Annotated in this window: 15 protein-coding genes; 9 read left to right on the top strand and 6 right to left on the bottom strand. The window is 48.5% G+C overall.

All coding sequences use genetic code 11. The features are described 5' to 3' along the window. The first annotated feature begins 1 nt into the window (after position 1). The 4 genes from OM95_RS13140 to OM95_RS13125 all read left to right on the top strand — a co-directional run bounded on the left by OM95_RS13140 (position 2) and on the right by OM95_RS13125 (position 5,858). A complete protein-coding gene (locus tag OM95_RS13140; RefSeq protein ID WP_041874717.1) occupies positions 2 to 1,006 on the top strand; it encodes an asparaginase in 1,005 nt (334 codons plus the stop codon). A 21-nt stretch (positions 1,007 to 1,027) separates the two neighbouring features. Continuing rightward, positions 1,028 to 1,936: a UDP-3-O-acyl-N-acetylglucosamine deacetylase gene (gene lpxC / locus OM95_RS13135; protein ID WP_041874715.1), complete on the top strand. Its 909-nt coding sequence runs from the start codon at positions 1,028 to 1,030 to the stop codon at positions 1,934 to 1,936. Positions 1,937 to 2,045: 109 nt separating this feature from the next. Next, on the top strand, positions 2,046 to 5,051 hold the full coding sequence (locus OM95_RS17350) for an ATP-binding protein (RefSeq protein ID WP_291516367.1): 3,006 nt from the start codon (positions 2,046 to 2,048) through the stop codon (positions 5,049 to 5,051). Positions 5,052 to 5,117: 66 nt separating this feature from the next. After that, a complete protein-coding gene (locus OM95_RS13125; RefSeq protein WP_041874713.1) occupies positions 5,118 to 5,858 on the top strand; it encodes a hypothetical protein in 741 nt (246 codons plus the stop codon). Positions 5,859 to 5,864: 6 nt separating this feature from the next. Here the strand turns inward: OM95_RS13125 and OM95_RS13120 are convergent, their stop codons facing one another. Further along, positions 5,865 to 6,275, bottom strand: coding sequence for an STAS/SEC14 domain-containing protein (locus OM95_RS13120; protein ID WP_291516365.1), 411 nt, complete (start codon positions 6,273 to 6,275; stop codon positions 5,865 to 5,867). Positions 6,276 to 6,413: 138 nt separating this feature from the next. Then, positions 6,414 to 8,075 (bottom strand): hypothetical protein, encoded by a 1,662-nt coding sequence (locus OM95_RS13115; RefSeq protein WP_041874753.1) that lies wholly within the window; start codon positions 8,073 to 8,075, stop codon positions 6,414 to 6,416. A gap of 277 nt (positions 8,076 to 8,352) precedes the next feature. Between OM95_RS13115 and ald the strand changes: the two genes are divergently transcribed. Then, on the top strand, positions 8,353 to 9,459 hold the full coding sequence (ald, locus tag OM95_RS13110) for an alanine dehydrogenase (protein ID WP_041874708.1): 1,107 nt from the start codon (positions 8,353 to 8,355) through the stop codon (positions 9,457 to 9,459). A 57-nt stretch (positions 9,460 to 9,516) separates the two neighbouring features. On the opposite strand, the gene OM95_RS13105 is transcribed toward ald, so the two are convergent. Further along, positions 9,517 to 9,861 carry a hypothetical protein gene (locus OM95_RS13105; RefSeq protein WP_041874706.1) on the bottom strand — a complete coding sequence of 115 codons (345 nt, stop codon included), beginning with the start codon at positions 9,859 to 9,861 and terminating at the stop codon, positions 9,517 to 9,519. A 195-nt stretch (positions 9,862 to 10,056) separates the two neighbouring features. Here OM95_RS13105 and OM95_RS13100 point away from each other — a divergent pair, with 195 nt between their 5' ends. After that, positions 10,057 to 11,055 (top strand): PHB depolymerase family esterase, encoded by a 999-nt coding sequence (locus OM95_RS13100; protein ID WP_041874703.1) that lies wholly within the window; start codon positions 10,057 to 10,059, stop codon positions 11,053 to 11,055. A gap of 3 nt (positions 11,056 to 11,058) precedes the next feature. Here OM95_RS13100 and OM95_RS13095 read toward each other — a convergent pair whose 3' ends face one another. Further along, positions 11,059 to 11,775, bottom strand: coding sequence for a hydrolase (locus OM95_RS13095; protein WP_291516360.1), 717 nt, complete (start codon positions 11,773 to 11,775; stop codon positions 11,059 to 11,061). Further along, positions 11,772 to 12,674 carry a ComEC/Rec2 family competence protein gene (locus OM95_RS13090; RefSeq protein WP_041874748.1) on the bottom strand — a complete coding sequence of 301 codons (903 nt, stop codon included), beginning with the start codon at positions 12,672 to 12,674 and terminating at the stop codon, positions 11,772 to 11,774. Before OM95_RS13090 ends, OM95_RS13095 begins: the two co-directional genes overlap by 4 nt. 315 nt (positions 12,675 to 12,989) lie before the next feature. Here OM95_RS13090 and OM95_RS13085 point away from each other — a divergent pair, with 315 nt between their 5' ends. The 3 genes from OM95_RS13085 to OM95_RS13075 are packed head-to-tail and all read left to right on the top strand — an operon-like array spanning position 12,990 to position 16,121. Further along, entirely contained in the window at positions 12,990 to 13,517 is a 528-nt protein-coding gene (locus OM95_RS13085) for a tetratricopeptide repeat protein (RefSeq protein ID WP_041874700.1), read from the top strand. Between the two features lie 28 nt (positions 13,518 to 13,545). After that, positions 13,546 to 15,129, top strand: coding sequence for a LysM peptidoglycan-binding domain-containing protein (locus OM95_RS13080; RefSeq protein ID WP_041874698.1), 1,584 nt, complete (start codon positions 13,546 to 13,548; stop codon positions 15,127 to 15,129). A gap of 44 nt (positions 15,130 to 15,173) precedes the next feature. Continuing rightward, positions 15,174 to 16,121, top strand: a complete 948-nt coding sequence (locus tag OM95_RS13075) for a DNA-processing protein DprA (RefSeq protein ID WP_291516358.1) — start codon at positions 15,174 to 15,176, stop codon at positions 16,119 to 16,121. A 172-nt stretch (positions 16,122 to 16,293) separates the two neighbouring features. Here the strand turns inward: OM95_RS13075 and lptF are convergent, their stop codons facing one another. After that, positions 16,294 to 17,397, bottom strand: coding sequence for an LPS export ABC transporter permease LptF (gene lptF, locus OM95_RS13070; protein WP_041874696.1), 1,104 nt, complete (start codon positions 17,395 to 17,397; stop codon positions 16,294 to 16,296). Positions 17,398 to 17,483 lie beyond the last annotated feature (86 nt).

Here is a 17,483-nt window from a genome sequence, read left to right as displayed (position 1 = left end):
TATGGCGTTAAGACAACCTTTAGTGGTTGAGGTGTTAAGAGGTCCTGTCGTGGAAAGCTTGCACCAAGTGATGATCGTTGTCACAAACGAGATTGGCAGTGTCACAAATTATTGGGGCAATCCGCAGTTCTTAACGATGCCCCGTAGTGCGATTAAAATGCTTCAGGCTTTGCCTCTTATAGAATCTGGCGCCGCTGATAAATATGAACTTGAAGATAAACACATTGCCCTGGCCTGCGCTTCTCATCGCGGGGAAAAAGATCATCTGGCAGCTTTAAGTCAATGGATGGAGAAAGTGCAAATCAAAGAGGGTGCGTATATCTGTGCCCCGCACATGCCTTATGACGAAGCGTCCGCGAATGAGTTGACTCGTCGAGGGCAAAAGCCCACGGTTTTATGCAACAACTGCGCGGGCAAACATTCCGGGATCATCACAACCTGCCTGCATCTGGGGGAAGATCCCACAGGTTATGAAAACTACGAGCACAACGCGCAAAAACGTCTGCGCAAAGTTTTAACTGAGACTATGAAGATCGATCACGCCAAAGTCCCGCACGGCGTGGATGGGTGTGGTATTCCAACCTACGCTGTGCCCTTGCAGTCTATCGCGGTGGGAATGTCGGCTTTGATCAACCCCAAAGAAACACCGGCCCGCAAAGCCGCGGCAGAGCGCATTTTGCGAGCGGTTAAGAATTTTCCTTTCTATCTTTCTGGCAGTGACAATTTCGCCACAGCTGTGATTGAAAAGTCACAAGGGCGTGCGATTGTGAAGAGTGGTGCTGAAGGAGTTTTTTGCGGTGTCCTTCCTGAAAAGCGTCTCGCTTTTGCGGTAAAGGCTTTAGACGGCGCGGCTCGCGCCGCTCAGGCGGCCACGGCTTCTCTGTTGTTGCAGCTTGGCGGGTTGAACGAGGCGGAATTCAAAGCCTTAGCAAAATACACACTGGCTCCAGTCACCAATTGGAAGGGCGATATTGTCGGCCAAATCCGCATTGCGAAGAACAGCTAGTTAGAGTAATGTCTAACTAGTATGTTCTTACAAAAAACGATTCGTAAAAAAACGGTGGTACAGGGAATCGGGATTCATTCAGGGGATCCTTGCACATTGACTTTCAGACCGGCACCACCGGATACGGGCGTTTACTTTATTCGTACGGATCTGCCCGGCAGTCCGTCTTTGAAAGTGACAGCTCGCAATGTCCAAGCGACGTCGCATCAAACCACGATTGGTGGCCCGGCTTTTTCTGTCGCCACAATTGAACACTGCCTTTCGGCACTTTCAGCTTTGCGCATTGATAATTTATTTATTGAATTGGACGGACCGGAAATTCCCATCGGCGATGGCAGCGCTCGTGATTTTCTTCAGGCGCTTTTGGCGGTAGGAATTGTCGAGCAGGATCAGCCGCGCAAATATTGTTATATCACAGAGCCCATTTATTTCAGCGAAGGCGAAAAACACGCCTACGTGGTTCCTTATCATGGTCTGCGATTGACTGTGACCATTGATTTTCCTCATCCTAAAATCGGCAAACAGACGATTGATATTGATATCAACGAACAATCCTTCGGACGCGATGTCGCGCACGCCCGCACGTTTGGCTTTATGAAAGATGTGGAAGCCTTAAAAGCCCGGGGCCTGGCAAAGGGTGGAAGCCTGGATAACTGCATCGTCTTGGATCAATTAGAAATCATCAACCCCGAAGGCCTGCGTTGGGATGATGAATTCGTGCGCCATAAAGCTTTGGATGCTTTGGGTGATCTGGTTACTTTAGAAATGCCTTTAATGGGACACGTTGTTCTTTATAAAGCGGGTCACGATATCATGAACAAGCTGGTCAAAAAAGTGTGGGACTCTCCCTCCAGCTATCGCCACGTTGAATTAGGTGCTGATATCTCTGAGGAGGTTCAGCGTTATACAGGGTGGACTGTTCCGCTTTAATGTAAGATTACACATTACCTGATAATTTAATTATCCCTCATTGTCCTCGCATTAGACTTGAAGTAGCAAACAGTTTTTTGTTCTTCGCGAGTCTATGTGGGGTGTTCCGATGAAAAAGAAAAATGAACCCGATTTTCGAGCACTCTTTGAGGGAATCCCCGGTCTCTATCTGATCCTGTCGCCTGATTTTCACATGGTCGCGATGAGCGATGCCTATGCTCAGTCGACTTTTTTAGAGCGCGATAAAGTTCTAGGTAAATACATGTTCGATGTTTTTCCGGAAAACCCGCAGGATTCTGCAGCCACCGGCAAAGACAATGTTCGTTCTTCCCTGCAACAGGTCGTGGACACGTTGCAGCCGTCCACAATGGCCGTGCAAAAATATGATATCCGTCGACCTGATGGAGTTTATGAAGAACGCTACTGGAGTCCCATCAACGTGCCTTTCTTCGGTCAAGATGGAAAGTTGCTTTATATCATTCATAAAGTTGAAGACGTCACCGAGTTTGTAAGACTGCGCAAACACGAACAGGAACAAAGTAAGATCAATAAAGAGTTGAAAAACAAGGTGGGGTTGATGGAGTCCGACGTGCTGGAACGCGCCCAGGAAATTCAGCTCACCAATAAGAAGTTGGAAGCGCTGAATAGAGCTTTGGAGCTCAGAGAAAAAGAGCTGCAAGAAGCGAACAATCAACTGGCGATCCTAGATAAACAGCGCACCCATTTTTTTGCTAATGTCAGTCACGAGTTGCGCACACCTGTATCGCTGATTCTCGGTCCTGTGGAAAAGCTGCTGAAAGATACCAATTTGACAGACGCCCAGAAAAACTATTTGCAGCTTGTCAGAAGAAACGGCCAGCTTTTGCTGCGCCAGGTGAATGACCTTTTGGATGTCGCGAAGTTTGATGCGCACCAAATGACGGCCCGTTATGCGGCCGTGGATGCGGCTTCCCTGGTCAAACAAAGCACGGATAATTTTTCCGCGTTGGCCGAAGAAAAGGGCTATCATTTTGCAATTGAAACTCCCGCAGTGCTACCCATAGAGACCGATCCCGAAAAGTTTTTGCGAATTCTGCTGAATCTGTTAGGCAATGCTTTTAAATTTACTCCGAACCAGGGGCTGATTCGTTGCAGTCTTTCTTTGCTGCAAGATCAAGAGCGTCCGTATGTGAAGTTGCAGGTGGCCGACAGTGGCCCGGGTGTTCCTGAAAATATGCGCAAGAATATTTTCGAACGCTTCTTTCAAGTCCAAGATAGCATGAATCGGGAAAAAGGCGGCACCGGTCTGGGACTTTCCATCGTCAAAGATTTTGTGGAGCTTATGAAAGGAACGGTCGAGGTCCGATCGGCTCCCGAAGGGGGCGCTCTCTTCGAAGTGTTGTTACCACAACATGCGCCGGACAATGTCGAAGTGGCTGTTTCGCAAATTGACCATAAAAGTATTCAAGTTCTTTCCCAAACTTTGCAGGACCAAATGGCCAGCGGCACAGAGGCATCTGCTCAAAGGAAGTCGCAGGACGCGGCTCCCCCCGAGGCTCCGGTTGTTTTGATCGTCGAGGACAGTCCGGATTTACAAAAATTTATCGTCGAGATCCTGTCAGAGGAGTTTCGTTGTCTAACCGCGGCTGACGGAAAAGACGGGTATGAAAAAGCTCGACAGCATAAGCCAGATCTGATTTTGAGTGATTTGATGATGCCATTGTACAGTGGTGAATACCTGGTTGAACAGGTGATGGCTGATCCCTCAGTGCAATCGATTCCTGTCATTATACTGACGGCCAAAGCGGATGATGTTCTGCGGGCAAAGCTTTTGAACAAAGGTGTTCAAGACTATCTCACCAAGCCTTTTCAATCTGAAGAGCTGTTAGCGCGCGTTCGCAATCACGCCCGGGCCTCTCGGGCTCGCCAGGTCATCGAGCAGGCTTTGCAAAGCAAAGGGCAGGATCTTGACAAAATAGCGAAACAACTTGCCGATAAAAACGTCGAGTTGCAAGAACTCAGCCGCTTGAAGGATGAATTTCTGGCCACACTTTCGCACGAGCTGCGCACGCCCATCAGCATTATTTATGGTTATGCCGAAATCCTGTCTGAAGAGCTGGAGCGAACGAATGAAACGACGGAGCAGGCTCTTTCTGCCATTCAAAGAAATGCGGCGGTGCAATTGCGTTTGGTGGAAGACCTTGTGAATCTTTCGAAAAGCATCACGGGGAAAATTTCGTTGGATTCTCAGCATGTTGAATTTTCCGACTTGCTAAAAGATGCGTTGCAGTCGATTGAAAATATAGCACACGCGAAAGGAATTAAAGTCAGGGCACAACTTGTAGAAGCCTCGCTGTGGGCGGACCCGGTCAGAATGACGCAAGTTCTGTGGAACATTCTATCAAATGCGGTGAAGTTCACTCCCGAAAAAGGTCAAATCGATGTGGCGGCGCAAAAGGATGAACATCATCTTTATGTTGATATCAAGGACAGTGGCGTGGGCATCAAGCCCGAGTTTTTGCCCTACGTCTTTGAGCGTTTCCGCCAGCAAGATGGCAGTTTTACCCGGAAGTACGGCGGGCTGGGGTTGGGCCTTTCGATTGTCAAACATCTGGTTGATCTGCATGGCGGCGAAGTGAAGATTCACAGCGCCGGAGAAGGGCAGGGCACGACGGTGACGCTCAAGTTCCCGATGTACCAGGGGCGGGATCTGAGAAACGAAACATCGACGGATTCTTTTGATGTGCGCGATCTACGAGGACGCAAGATCCTGGTTGTGGAAGACGAGCCCGAAGCGGTCAGAATGATCAAGCTCATCTTGAAGAAGTACGGTGTCGAAGTCGTGGCCGCAGAAAATGCCGATCAAGCCCAGGAACTGCTGAAGCAGATGAAACCGGATGTTATTGTCAGTGATATCGGGCTGCCCGGAAAAAGTGGGATCGAGTTTATTAGATCCGTGCGCGGGCGCGAGAAGCCGGAAGAGCACATTCCGGCGATGGCGCTGACCGCCTTTACTTCGCAACAAACCGAAACCAAAGCCTTGGATGCCGGATTTGAAATGTATGTGCCCAAGCCGATTGAATCCATGAAGTTGGTCAATGCCCTTCGCCGTCTCATAAAAGAACAATCCGCATAGATTTCCATATTCAGGCAACATTTCCTCCTCACAATAAGCCCAGTTGTCCAAAAAAAGGGGGGAAGCATGTTGAAGCGGAGGCAAATAGCGAGCCGTGTTTTAGCGGTCATATTATTGGCGGTGTCCACGTTGAGTTTTCAGAACTGCGCAAACACACCGGACTCTTCTGCGGCGAGCGCCCTTGTTACGGACACGTCTTCAAATGTCGTGAGTGCTCTGGCTTATCCGTCGACAGCCCAGATCGTGACCTTGGTGCCGGGGCAAAATATCACGCTTAAAATACAGAAGCCATCCGCCATGGTGTACGCCAGTGATTATATTTGGTATGTCTTATCCGATGAGAGCTCTTTGGTTTCCTCTTATGGCCTGTTGGTTGAAAATGATGGCTATCTGTATGTTTCTTTAAGCGTTCGTTCCTCCTACACTTCGGTCAAAAGTCTGCGCGTCTATTTCTTGGATACAGCGACGTATAGCTATTTTGATAGTACGGGTCTGAGTTTTCAATTGAATCCCGCCGAGACATCGCCTTACAGCGCTGATGCGCAGGCCGAAGTCTGCAACTTCTGGAGCGCTTATACGCCCACTTTTTTGTTTGACCGAACGAAGAAGTTGGCCGCCGCGGCCTTGACCATTTTCGACAATGGCGCCGGGGTGGGGAGTGTCTCCTGCAGTTTTGGCGATAGCTCCAGTGGCTACACCACGGTGGACTGTTTAAACTCTGCAGCGTGGCCTGCAAATTGGGCCTCGCTGAATCTGATTGTCCATGCGACCAACCGTTGTGGAACTTCCGTGACTTATCAATATTGATATTTTCTAAGGAGACGGCGGCAAATCTTCAGGTGACGATGAGAGCTTCACGGGTTCAAGACCGGATAACCAGTTGCGGGCCTGCTCCAGATCTTTTCGCGCGAACACTTCGATGTCCATAGAAACAATCGGATCTAAAAAGTTGGAAATGTTCTTCACCCAGTGAATGTCCGTGACAATGGCGGCGCGAGGAAATTTGTCCATATTCTTGATCCCGAAGCGAAGGTCTTTCCAGAACGCCGCCAGTTCCACCTTGCCGATATCGCGTACGTCCTCCAGGATATTGACTTCGCCCCATTCAGAAATCCGCTGTTGCATCAAACTTAAGAGTGCTGTCACCGAGTCTTTGTTAATATCTCCGTCAACCAGGATTTCTATATATTTATGCTGGGAGTTTTCTGCGATCACTTTCAACATGGAAGAACCACCTTTCAAAAAAGTACGTCCTGTCCCTATTTTCCAAGCAACCTAAAAACCGCACAACGCAATTCCTTAAACTGTGCGGAACTGCAGTTGATTCAACGGTCTGTCACCTCGCAAAGCGCCACTTCTTAGTTAGCGCTGCGATTTCAGATATCCCACGATATCGACATCTGCGGGGGCGGCAATGCCGGCTCCGGGCAGAGGACCCGTCAGTTGCTCCAAGGTGTAATCCATGCGAGCGTCGTAACGACGTTCCGATTGATAGCGAAGCCATTTTTGCGCTTCATACCACGCGCGTTTATTCTCATCATCCGTGCAGGCCGCCAGCTCTTGGTCAAGACGGGCCCCCCAGCGATGCTCGATGCAGTGATAGGGATCAAAACTCATATTAAACAGTCGTTGGCGAGCGGCTTCCAAATTCATTTTTACGATCAGACCGTTGGTTGTTGTATATGTAAACTGGCAGGCTTGAGCTTTTTGCGCATAAATCGAAAAAAGATCGGCGGCGAGATTTCCACCATTATACTTGATTGCCGGGTCCCGCTTTTTGTAGCGTTCGATATTGGCCTTGGTTGAAAGCAGCAGGTCTGCGAACGCCACTTTTAAACGCGCGTCGCGGGAAGGGGTGGCGTAATTTTCCCATTCGCCTTCAGAGCCATAGATATTCAAAGGCAATTTTTCTGGATGTGGTTTCAGATAAACGCCCGACGTGCGGGCCGCTTCGACAGCTTCGACCCGGTCTTTCAGGCTCACGCAAATATCATCCGTCAGTTGCGCCATGTCTTTTAAAGGATCAATGTGAACCTCACCCTGCATTAAGCGCATGCGCACGAAATCATAGTAAGGAACCTGTTGGCCTTGAACGGAAAATTTGCCTTTGCTCCAGCTCGAAGAATCGGGTTCGGTCCCGTAAAACTGTTCCAAGCCATAGTGTCGTAACTGAGAGTTCGCGGCGCCAATGATCTTGCCGCCGACGTAGCTGCCGGAGGAGTCTACTTTCGCATCCACTAAAGAAAGAGGGCGGAAGTTTTTAAACCCGGCCCCTTGCGCCGGGTTGCTGCGCACAAATTTCGGTGTGTACATTCCCATAGTCAAAGAATTGTCAGGGTGTGCGTCGATGTAAAAAACTCGACCGTCGTCGGCCACGCGATACACGATCGCCACGTGCCCATTGGGATCATAGATCACCGTTCCCGGACGGATGGCGTCGCGATTGATTTTCACAGGATAGAAGTCGCTGAAAAATTCCGAGTCGTTATCGCCCAGCATTCGGAACGAGCCCGAGAAGGTCAGGCCGGGGACAAGATTGTTTAAAACATCCAACGCGTTTGTATAGGTGTTCTTAAATAATCCGCTCTTGGCGGCGACATCAAAGCGCTTGGTGACGTAGTTTCCTAAACCAGAATAGCGCGCGTCGACTTTTTTGGTCGGGTCATCCTGAGGGCTTGGGTTCGGTTTCACCTCACTGGCCATTGCAAACGGCAATCCGTTTTTCAACGAAAAGTAAGCGCGCAAATAGTAGGGGAGATCCGCACAATCGGCGTAATATTTCAAGCCAGCGGGGTCCGAGCCCAGATAGGGGTTCGCCGTGCTTTGCAAGCAGGTGTCGACCTTCCAGCACTGTCTTTTTTCAACGGCATCGCCAATGCGGGTGACAAACTCTCCGAATTGACGTTCATGGGTTTCCGTCCACACCGGCTGAGTGATGCGCCAAGGAACACTGCTTGAAGTGGATTGCGCCTGGCCAGTGAGTGAGCCGAAAAGAACTAGCAGGAAGGCTCCGGAAAACTTCATAAATTTCTCCAATACATCCGTTGTTTTTTGCACGAATGTACTACAGCAACTCCTTTGCCACTTTTTTAGGCGCTAAATCGGATTTATTCGATTTGGCGACGCTCGTAAGGAAAAAAGGCCGTAAAATGGCAGGAGTTGCTGTCGAAGTTCTTTACGCAACGTGACAGCTAAAGCGATGCCTGGTCGACTTGCATTTTATGGTCTTTCTGGCATAGTTCCGGAGTCATCACAAAAGACAAAAATGAGGTGATTTTGATGTCACCTTACAGGAGCAAATATGATTATCGGTATTCCGAAGGAAATTAAAATTTCTGAGAACCGTGTAGGTATCACAGAAGCAGGCGTACGCCAGTACGTGAAAGAAGGCCACACTGTCATCGTTGAAAAAGACGCGGGTGTTGGTTCTGGTATTTCAAACGAACAATACGAAAAAGCCGGCGCGAAAATCATCGACACTAAAAAAGAAGTGTACGCGAAAGCGGACATGATCCAAAAAGTGAAAGAGCCACTTCCAGACGAATACGAGTTGATGAAGGAAAATCAAATTCTTTACACTTATCTGCACTTGGCGGCGGAACCTAAATTGACGAAAGTTCTTGTTGAACGCAAAGTCAAAGCGATCGCTTACGAAACAATCCAGTTGGATAATGGCTCTTTGCCGTTGTTGACACCTATGTCTGAAGTTGCCGGTCGTATGGCGACGCAAATCGGTGCTTTCTATTTGCAAAAAGATCATGGCGGCAAAGGGATTCTTCTTGGCGGCGTGACCGGTGTTAAACCTGCTAAAGTCACGATCATTGGTGGTGGCGTTGTTGGTACGAACGCGGCGAAAATGGCGGTGGGTCTAGGGGCTTCTGTCACGATCCTTGACGTAAATACTGCTCGCCTTGAATACCTTGATGATATCTTCCAAGGTCGTTGCATGACTTTGTTCTCGAATGCAAAAAACATCGAAGATTCAGTGAAAGACTCTGATCTAGTTATCGGTGGCGTTTTGATCACAGGTCACAAAGCTCCGACTCTTGTTTCTAAAGACATGATCTCTTCTATGTCTAAAGGTTCTGTGGTCGTTGACGTGGCTGTGGACCAAGGTGGTTGTATCGAAACTTGCCGTCCGACGTCTCATCAAAACCCAACTTACGAAGTTGATGGTGTCATCCATTACTGCGTGCCAAACATGCCAGGTGTGGTGCCTAGAACGTCCACTTACGCTCTTACGAATGTGACGTCTCGTTACGGTTCGATGTTGGCGGCGATGGGTGTTGAAGACGCTGTTGCGAAATCTCCGGCGTTGTTGAAAGGTCTTAACACATACGGCGGTCACGTTTGTTATGAGCCGGTCGCTAAAGATCTGCACATGGAATACAAACCTTATCGCGGTTAATTCTAAGTTTTAAATAAAGACAGTAAAAGCCCGGTGGAAACCGGGCTTTTTTTATTTCTACCATCCCTCATCAGGCTCGCCATTATAACGGCAACGGGTGTCTGTGTAGACTTTTTGGTTGCCCGTGGCGCGCTCTTCCTGAGTGAAGTTTTTTCGGGGGTGATTGAGTGTAACCAGGTACTTCGAGTTTCCAAAGATCCATTCGTTCGTGGTTTCCTTTCGCGAAGTCAGGAAACGCTCCTGTCCTGTGACGGTCAGGAGATAAATATCCTCCGGTTCGATCCGAAGAATATCGTGGCGTTGTCCGTCGTCTGGGCTTAGACCCGTGCAAAAAATAGTTCCATCTGCGAAAGCCGAGGGCACGGCCAGGGTCAGCGTCAGAACCATTAATAAAGCTTTCATTTGTTCCTCCTGAAAAACGTTACAGTTGTCTCTTGCAAACTTGAGTCCTTACTCAAGTTCTCTTAAGCCGTCTTTTCAACACGAAGCCATGCAAAGAGGAAAGGAAAGTGACACATCTTGTGAGCAAACATCCCGTAGTATCGTTGACAACATCTCGCGGAACACCAAGACTTTAAGAGTTCAAGGGGTTGAATTATGAACTCATCTCTGGCCGTTCTTTTTATTTCCTTCGCTTTCGCTTTTCAGGGCGCGGAGCCACCGACAGCTCAGGTCGAGCCTTTGCAGGCTTACAATATTGATAAGCAGGCCGTCAGCATCTCTGGAGTGTCTTCGGGGGGATTTATGGCGGTGCAGATGGGGGTTGCCTATTCTCGGGATTTTGTCGCGGTCGCGAGTGTGGCTGGCGGTATTTATTGGTGCGCCGAAGGGGACTCGCAAAAAGCGCAAACTTGGTGCATGAAGCAGCCGGAAAATATCAACACTCTGGTGCAAGTGGAAGAAGTCAAACGATTGGCACAGGTTGGAGCTATTGATTCCGTCGCGCATTTGCAGCGTCAAAATATCTATATCTTCGCCAGTCCCAAGGACGGTGTGATTCATCCTGGAAATGGTGAAAAACTGGAAGAATTTTATCGGCAATTTGTTCCTTCTGCGCAAGTTTTCACCGAAAAATCCATTGAAGCCGCGCATGGCTTTCCCACTTTGAATGCTGGAAATCCTTGTCAGATGGGCTTTTTGCCCTGGCTGTTGAAATGTAACTTTGATCTTGCTGGGGATATTCTTCAAGCGGCTTATGGCCAACTTCAGGCTCGCGGCTTTGCTCAATCTTCGCATTTAATAAAGTTTAACCAAAAAGATTTTGGCGATGAAAATACACCTCTTTACGGTGAGGGCTGGGTGTACGTCCCCGCTGCTTGCGCGCAAGGCGCGAAATGCCGATTGCACATAGCGCTGCATGGCTGCCAAATGAATCCTGACTTTATTCAAGATAAGTTTGTGTCCTTGGCGGGCTATAACGAATGGGCGGAAACGAACAACATCATCATTCTTTATCCTCAGTCCGCCAAAATTTCCAAGGACAACCCCTATGCGTGTTGGGATTGGTTCGGTTTTACCGGGCCTGATTACATGACCCAATCAGGAAAACAGATGCACGCCATTAAAAAAATGCTTCAGACCATCATCGCTCCTTAAACGCTATTCGAACCAAATGTTACCCCAGTCCTCTGTGCGTAGCAGGGGAACCTTTTTCTTTTGCAGGCGCCACTGAACTTGACTGTGGGGATGTCGATAACGTGCCCATCGTGCGGAAGCGACGCTCATGCGAAGTGCGGGTAAAGAGTCTAAAAGTTCTTTCGACGTCGAGGTTTGACTGCCGTGATGACCTAGAATCAGGACGCGAGCTTGCCGAAAAGCGCTGAGGGTGCTCCACTTTTTTTCCTGTGCCGAGGTGGAGTCGCCGGGAATGAGGTAGCTGTTAAAGGCTATCACATGACTCTGTTCGTTAGTGTTGCGCGGGCTTTGAGTCGACCACACAGCCCCTTTGAACTGCACCGGGCAGTCTAAATAGGAACTTAATAAGCGGGCCTTTCGCCCCGAGGTTTTGCCACGGGGACGCAATTGAATACATAATTTCTGCAAACGAGTCATGTTTTTGAATTGGTTCAAAGCGCCGATGTGATCCCAATCCCAGTGACTAAGAAAAACAAAGTTTTCTTTCTGCGCACACTGGAAGATGATTTTTTGCCAGGGGAAAAATTCGCCGCCCATGTCAAAGTGATGGCAACTTGCGGGTGTGATGGCCGTGAGCCATTGCCCTTGTCCCACGTTCCAGACAACAAAATAAGATCGCGCGGGAATATCCCGATTCAGACTGGGGCTGGCAAACACCAACAGAAAAACCAGGTACTTCATCTTAAGTCTTTTCCCTGCCATAAATGCAGGCGCAAAAAATGAAAACATAAGTGCCAGAACAAAAGCCACCCCCAGAGCAGTGGAATTGTCGGCGGCGGGCGAACGGTGAGCGAGATGGGCTCAGAAAGCACCGGCAGAGATTTCGCAAAAAGTTCCATCACGAAATCGAAGGCCGGGACAAGATCAGGGCAGAGCACCGTCAGAAAGCTTAATGGTAAAAGTATGTACGAGATGGCCGGGGCCAAAAATAAATTATAGACGATGCTCAGCGGATGCAGACTTCCGATTCCCCACAGCGGCGCACACATCAAAAAGAAAATCGAAAACTGTGTTAAAAATCCTCGTGTCCAAGAACTTTTGATGCGCAAGACATCGGGTGTGGTTAAAGCTAAAGCCGCGCACCAGCTCATAAGAAAGGACCACGACGACCACCAGGCGGGAAACAGAATCAGAGCCGCAGCTCCTGTCAGAAGCACACTGAGATCCCTAGGAAAGAACAGGCGTGAGTGTTTAAAGACTCGGCGCAGGCCTAACCCCAGAAGTGCGCGTACCGCCGGCGCCTGCCATCCGATCAGTATAGAGTAAAAACTCATAAAGAAAAATCTTACATAGAATGGAATTCGTAAAATGCCTAAGAGTTCATCAAGCAAAAGAAGATGCGAACCAGACACCACGAAGATATGAATCAGCGATGTTTTTTGCAGATTTTCGCGCAAATTTTTATCTGTGATTTTTTCACCACAAACTAAAGAGTTTAAAGCTTCAACATGGTGAGACTCTTTTGGCAGATGTTGTGAACATTTTGTCTGAATTTTCTGACTGAAAATTGATGTGTTTATCAGCAAATTAGGAGAAGCGGGTGTGCTTAAGCTCAGTGCAAAGAGAAGAAGAACAATCATGGTTCCAAATAGTTAGCAAATTTAATGACGCACCTAATTTCTAAAATATTCTGTCATGAGGTCCGCGCGTCTCCTGAGGTCGGATTTTAAGATCTGAAATTTGACAGCTTAATTACGTCGCTGTAATTTCATTTTTGTAAGTAAAAACAAATGTTTAAGCTATGCTTAAGGAATATGCATTTCGCTGAAACCCTTGAAAATGAACAGGTCTAAGGTCTAGCATTACAATAACTCAACATTTTATGTGGATAACTCCTGCTTGTTTGCACTTCTCATTGCGTGTCATACTGAGCAAAGATCATGAGGTGTCGAGAGATGAAGCAACTTAGACGATTAGCAGCAACGGTGCTTGTGACCCTGCCATTGACGGTATTTGCAAAGCCTGGAGCGTCTTCCCAAAAAATGTCCGCCAAAGATTTGCAGCAAGAGTCTTTGCTTGTCGAGCTGACAGGAAAAGACATTTCTAAAGAAAATGACATCACACTCTATGCTGAAATGGTAAGCGCATATCAGAACGATGATGAAATTGCATTTAAGAGTCGGCTGCAAAGTTTGCTGTCTCGTTTTCCACAAAGTTCCTACGCTGACAACGCGCTGTTTTTAGCGGGGCGCATGGCGGTGGATCATAACAACTTTGCCGAAGCGATAAAGTATTTTGCGCGCATCGAAAAAGAATATCCCTTGAGTAATAAGGTCGTTGCCGCGAAGTTCGCTAAGGCCATGACGTATAAACGCATGAATCTTCCCGAATACGCACTGTTGACGCTGAAGGAAGTACGCACCAAATACCCCGGCAGTCCGGAGTCGTTCCGTGCCGATGCTGAAATCAGAATGACGAAATAAGAATTCACTTCGCAAGGATGCATAAGTGATGAAGAAAAAGTTCTCTGTTCTTTTAACCATGATTTTTTGTGCTCTTGTTGCTCAGGCGCAGGACACACCCCCTGACGCAGCTTGGGAGTCTGATCCTTTGGATGTGCTTGAGCCTCAGGCGCCACAACAAACGGTCGAGCCCTCCGTGCCAGAGTTTAAAGAGATCCCGGAGCCAGGACAGGAATCCCTGGATGCGCCACCTCCGGCGACAGTGGATGTACCTCCGGCGGCGACAGACACGGCTCCGACGGCCTTTGGTGGCAATGAGCCCGATTATTCTCGCGAGGCGGAATTTCATCGAATTTACAAAACCTACAATGAGCAGCCCACTCCGGTTGAAGCCTGGGAAAAGGCTGTGGGCGCGCGTGAATCCGAAACCTATCAGGTGCAAAAGGGCGACACGCTGTCAGGCATTTCAACGACCTTTTTCGGTGACCCTTTGTTTTGGCCAAAGATTTGGTCTTTGAATAAAGGCCAGATTTTAAATCCCCATGAGATTGACCCGGGAATGAGCGTCCAGTTTTTTCCAGGAAGCATGGATGATGCGCCAACTTTGGACGTCGGAGAAACCGCTCTGATCAATCAAAAAGCCGAAAAGGACAAAGACGAGACGGCTGCGTCCACGGCGGGAGCTTCGATTCCGCGGGGACGAAAACGCGTTCCTCTTTTAAAGACACTGCCCAACAGTTTGCCGATGTATCGCATGGGAACTTTGGCGGAAACGAAAGTACAGTTGCAAGTAGAGCTTCCTAAAACAAAGTTTCCGACCGCCATGGAATACCTTGAATACTATATTCAGGATACGCCCGCGTACGGAGCGGGTGTGGTGACAGCGGCCGAGCTTGAAATGAAAACCGCCGGCGAATACCAGTATGTTTTTGTTCAGTTGGATAACGGCAGTGCAGGTCAGGAATATGTCGCGCAAAAGAATGTCGGCACGGTTCCGGACCCGGCGCAAAAAGGTCGCAGCGGTTTTATGGTTGAGGTTCAAGGTGAAATCCAAATTCTGGAACGAGTGAACAGCCAGAAAAACATCTATCGCGCGATGGTTAAAAAGTCCCTGCAGCCCGTGCAAGTCGGTGCTGTTTTGACGCCCGGTAAGTTGCCGATGATTGATCCTTCAGCGGGCCCCATTAGCGGCGGCGTGGGCGCAAAGATTATGGGTGGCCACTTCGAGGCGAAGCGAAAACTTTTTGGTTCTAACTCGCTGGTATTTTTAGATGCGGGCACAAATCAGGGTTTGCAGGAGGGGCAGGTTCTGGCCATTCACGCAGACGAACGCATTCGTAATAAAAAAAATGAAGCGGTGATGAATGACCGTGTGATCGGTGCTGCGAAGATCGTGAAAGTATCCGGAAATTTTGCGACGGCGTATATCACGCGGGCTACGGAAGATATTCTTCTTGGCGACTACGTTGGAAGTGCGACGGTCCATGCGACCAATATGACGCCCTCTTCGGCGCCCAGCCAGGCAACGCCCGCCATCGAGCAGGATTTTGAAAAAGATTTTGAGGAAGCCCCCGCGGCGCCTTCGGGGAGTTCACCGGAATCCGGAAGTGAAGACTTGGATCTTGAATTATAAACGGAAAACAAAAGGACCCTGCGAATTGCAGGGTTTTTTTGTTTATGAATGATCTTTATTCTTTATCACAACTTATCAAGTCTCATCCTTTGTACTCTGCACATAAAGAAAAACTTTTGCATCTTTATCGCACCTTGGGTGGTTTGGGTCTGCTGTCGACAGAAGCGCTCTTGGCGGAATTAAAACAAAGTGTTCCTGATCTTTTTGCAGCTTTGCAGAAGAATCACGCGCTTTTTAAAACGCATTACGAAGAAACGGTTCGATTAAGACTTCAAGGGGTGCAGATGCTGTGTTATGGGGAAGCCCTTTACCCCTCTTCCTGCTATTGGATGGAAGAGCCGCCTTTGACTTTAACCTACCTAGGGTCCGCAGCCTGGTTGACCGAAAGAACGCTTGCTGTGGTGGGCAGTCGCGAACCCACATTTGAATCCATGCAGTGGATGGAAAAAGAATTTGCGTTGTTTTGCGAAAAAGAAAAGCCCTGTGTCGTCAGTGGTGGCGCGCGAGGAATTGATCAGAAGTCTCATGCAACGGCTTTGCGCAAGGACACAACGACCATTGTCGTTTTGCCATCGGGGTTGGGGCATCTGTATCCCGCGAACTTGCAAGAATGGATGGTGCCCATTCTGAATGGTGGAGGTTGCTTTTTAAGCGAGTATGCGTATGAACAAAAAATGCATAAGCACCTCTTTCATCATCGCAACCGCTTGATCGCAGCACTTGGGAAGGCCAGCTTATTAGTTGAGGCCAAAAAGCGCAGTGGAACCCTGATTACGGCCCAACAATCCCTGCAGCTAGGGCGCCCCGTGTGGGTGGTTCCGGGACACCCGTTGGATCCGCATTTTTCCGGCAGTCTGGAATTGTTAATGGACGGTGCATTGTTAGTCCGCGATGCTCAGGATTTATCCATGCACTTTGCCGTAGAATTTGCGAACTTGGGCTTGCAAGTAGCACCAATAGGTAGCCCTGAAAATGGCCACCACTACCGGTAGTATGTCGTCTAAGTTGCCAAAATTGCTCGGAAAAAAATGAAATGATCTAAAAAAATCTTTTGCAAGGTCGAGGGAATGCCCCTACCATTTGATGTAAGGGAGGGGCGATGTGGTCAAGGATGACCGTGGTAGTATGGATGCTACTGCATCGCTCTAATTTTCGACCGCACTCTTAGTTCCAATTTCTTCTTAAAGATTCCATTCCTAAAATCGCAAAAATAAAATTCGGAGTCCAGATCGCTAGTGGTACAGGTAAAGCTCCGGATCGTGCCATGCCTTCGGCAGCGACATACAAGGTCCAATAAAGAATGATCAGACCAATACAAAGAATCATGCCTCCGGCTTTTGCGGCTCGACGATTGGTTGTGGTTCCCAAGCCCACGCCGATCATGGCAAAAACAACGCAAAGAAAGGTGATGGCCAGGCGTTTATGGTATTCGGTATGCAGCGTGCGCTCTAATTCCTCATCCTTCAGATCTTCTTTCAAACGATTGCGGACTTCATTCAAGGTGAGTGATTGTGGTGACTTCTTTTTTTCTTCGATATTAAGGGGCTCAGAGAAGCGCACATCATAGGTGTCAAAACTGATTTTCGTATGCGTCTGGGCTTGGCGGTGAATTTCGCCGTTTTTCAGGCGCAGAAGGATCTCATGGCCGGGGCGTTCCTTGTCGGGAATGATTTCGCCTTCTTTCGAAATGATTGTTAAAGGCACATCGCCGCTTTTTTCATCGTAAATAAAAACATTCTTCAGCAAGCCTTTGTCAGAGTTCACTTCATTGGCATAGACGACCATATCAAAAAAGCCCTCGGAAAAAGTGCCTTCTTTGATGACGGCGCCGGCTTTGGTGTTTGCCAGGCGGGAATACAAAACTTCGAATTGGCGATTCCCCCAGGGGGCAATATTGAAAGACATCTGTGCGGAAATAGCGCCGACTAAAACAGCCAGGATAATCGCAGGCATTAGCAGTGTCCCCATCGGCAGGCCCGAAGCCTTCATAGCGACGATTTCTGAATCCTGACTGAGTCGTCCATAGGTCAATAAGACTGAAAAGAGCAAAGCCATTGGAAAAAGAACGGGCAGCAGGGAAATCACCACATAGCCAATGATTTCTGCGATGGTTTTTAAAGTGACTCCGTGAACAAGAGCAAACTCCGTCAGGCGAAGCACTTGAAACATGAGGATGATGGATATAAAGACCATCAGGCCTAAAATAAAGCTGGGAAGCATTTCAAAGAAAATGTACTGCGCAGCTTTTTTCCCGTGAAAGATACTCAAAAGTAGTCTCCGTTGTGAAGTCTCATTGTAGTCCGTCCGATCCGAGGAGTCATCGCGTCCATCGTCTAGGACGTGAGCCTGTTGCC

Origin of the sequence: Bdellovibrio sp. ArHS (genome assembly GCF_000786105.1) — a bacterium.
Taxonomy (GTDB): Bacteria; Bdellovibrionota; Bdellovibrionia; order Bdellovibrionales; family Bdellovibrionaceae; genus Bdellovibrio.
Note: the sequence above shows the minus strand (reverse complement) of the source record. Positions and strands in the feature narration are given on the sequence as shown.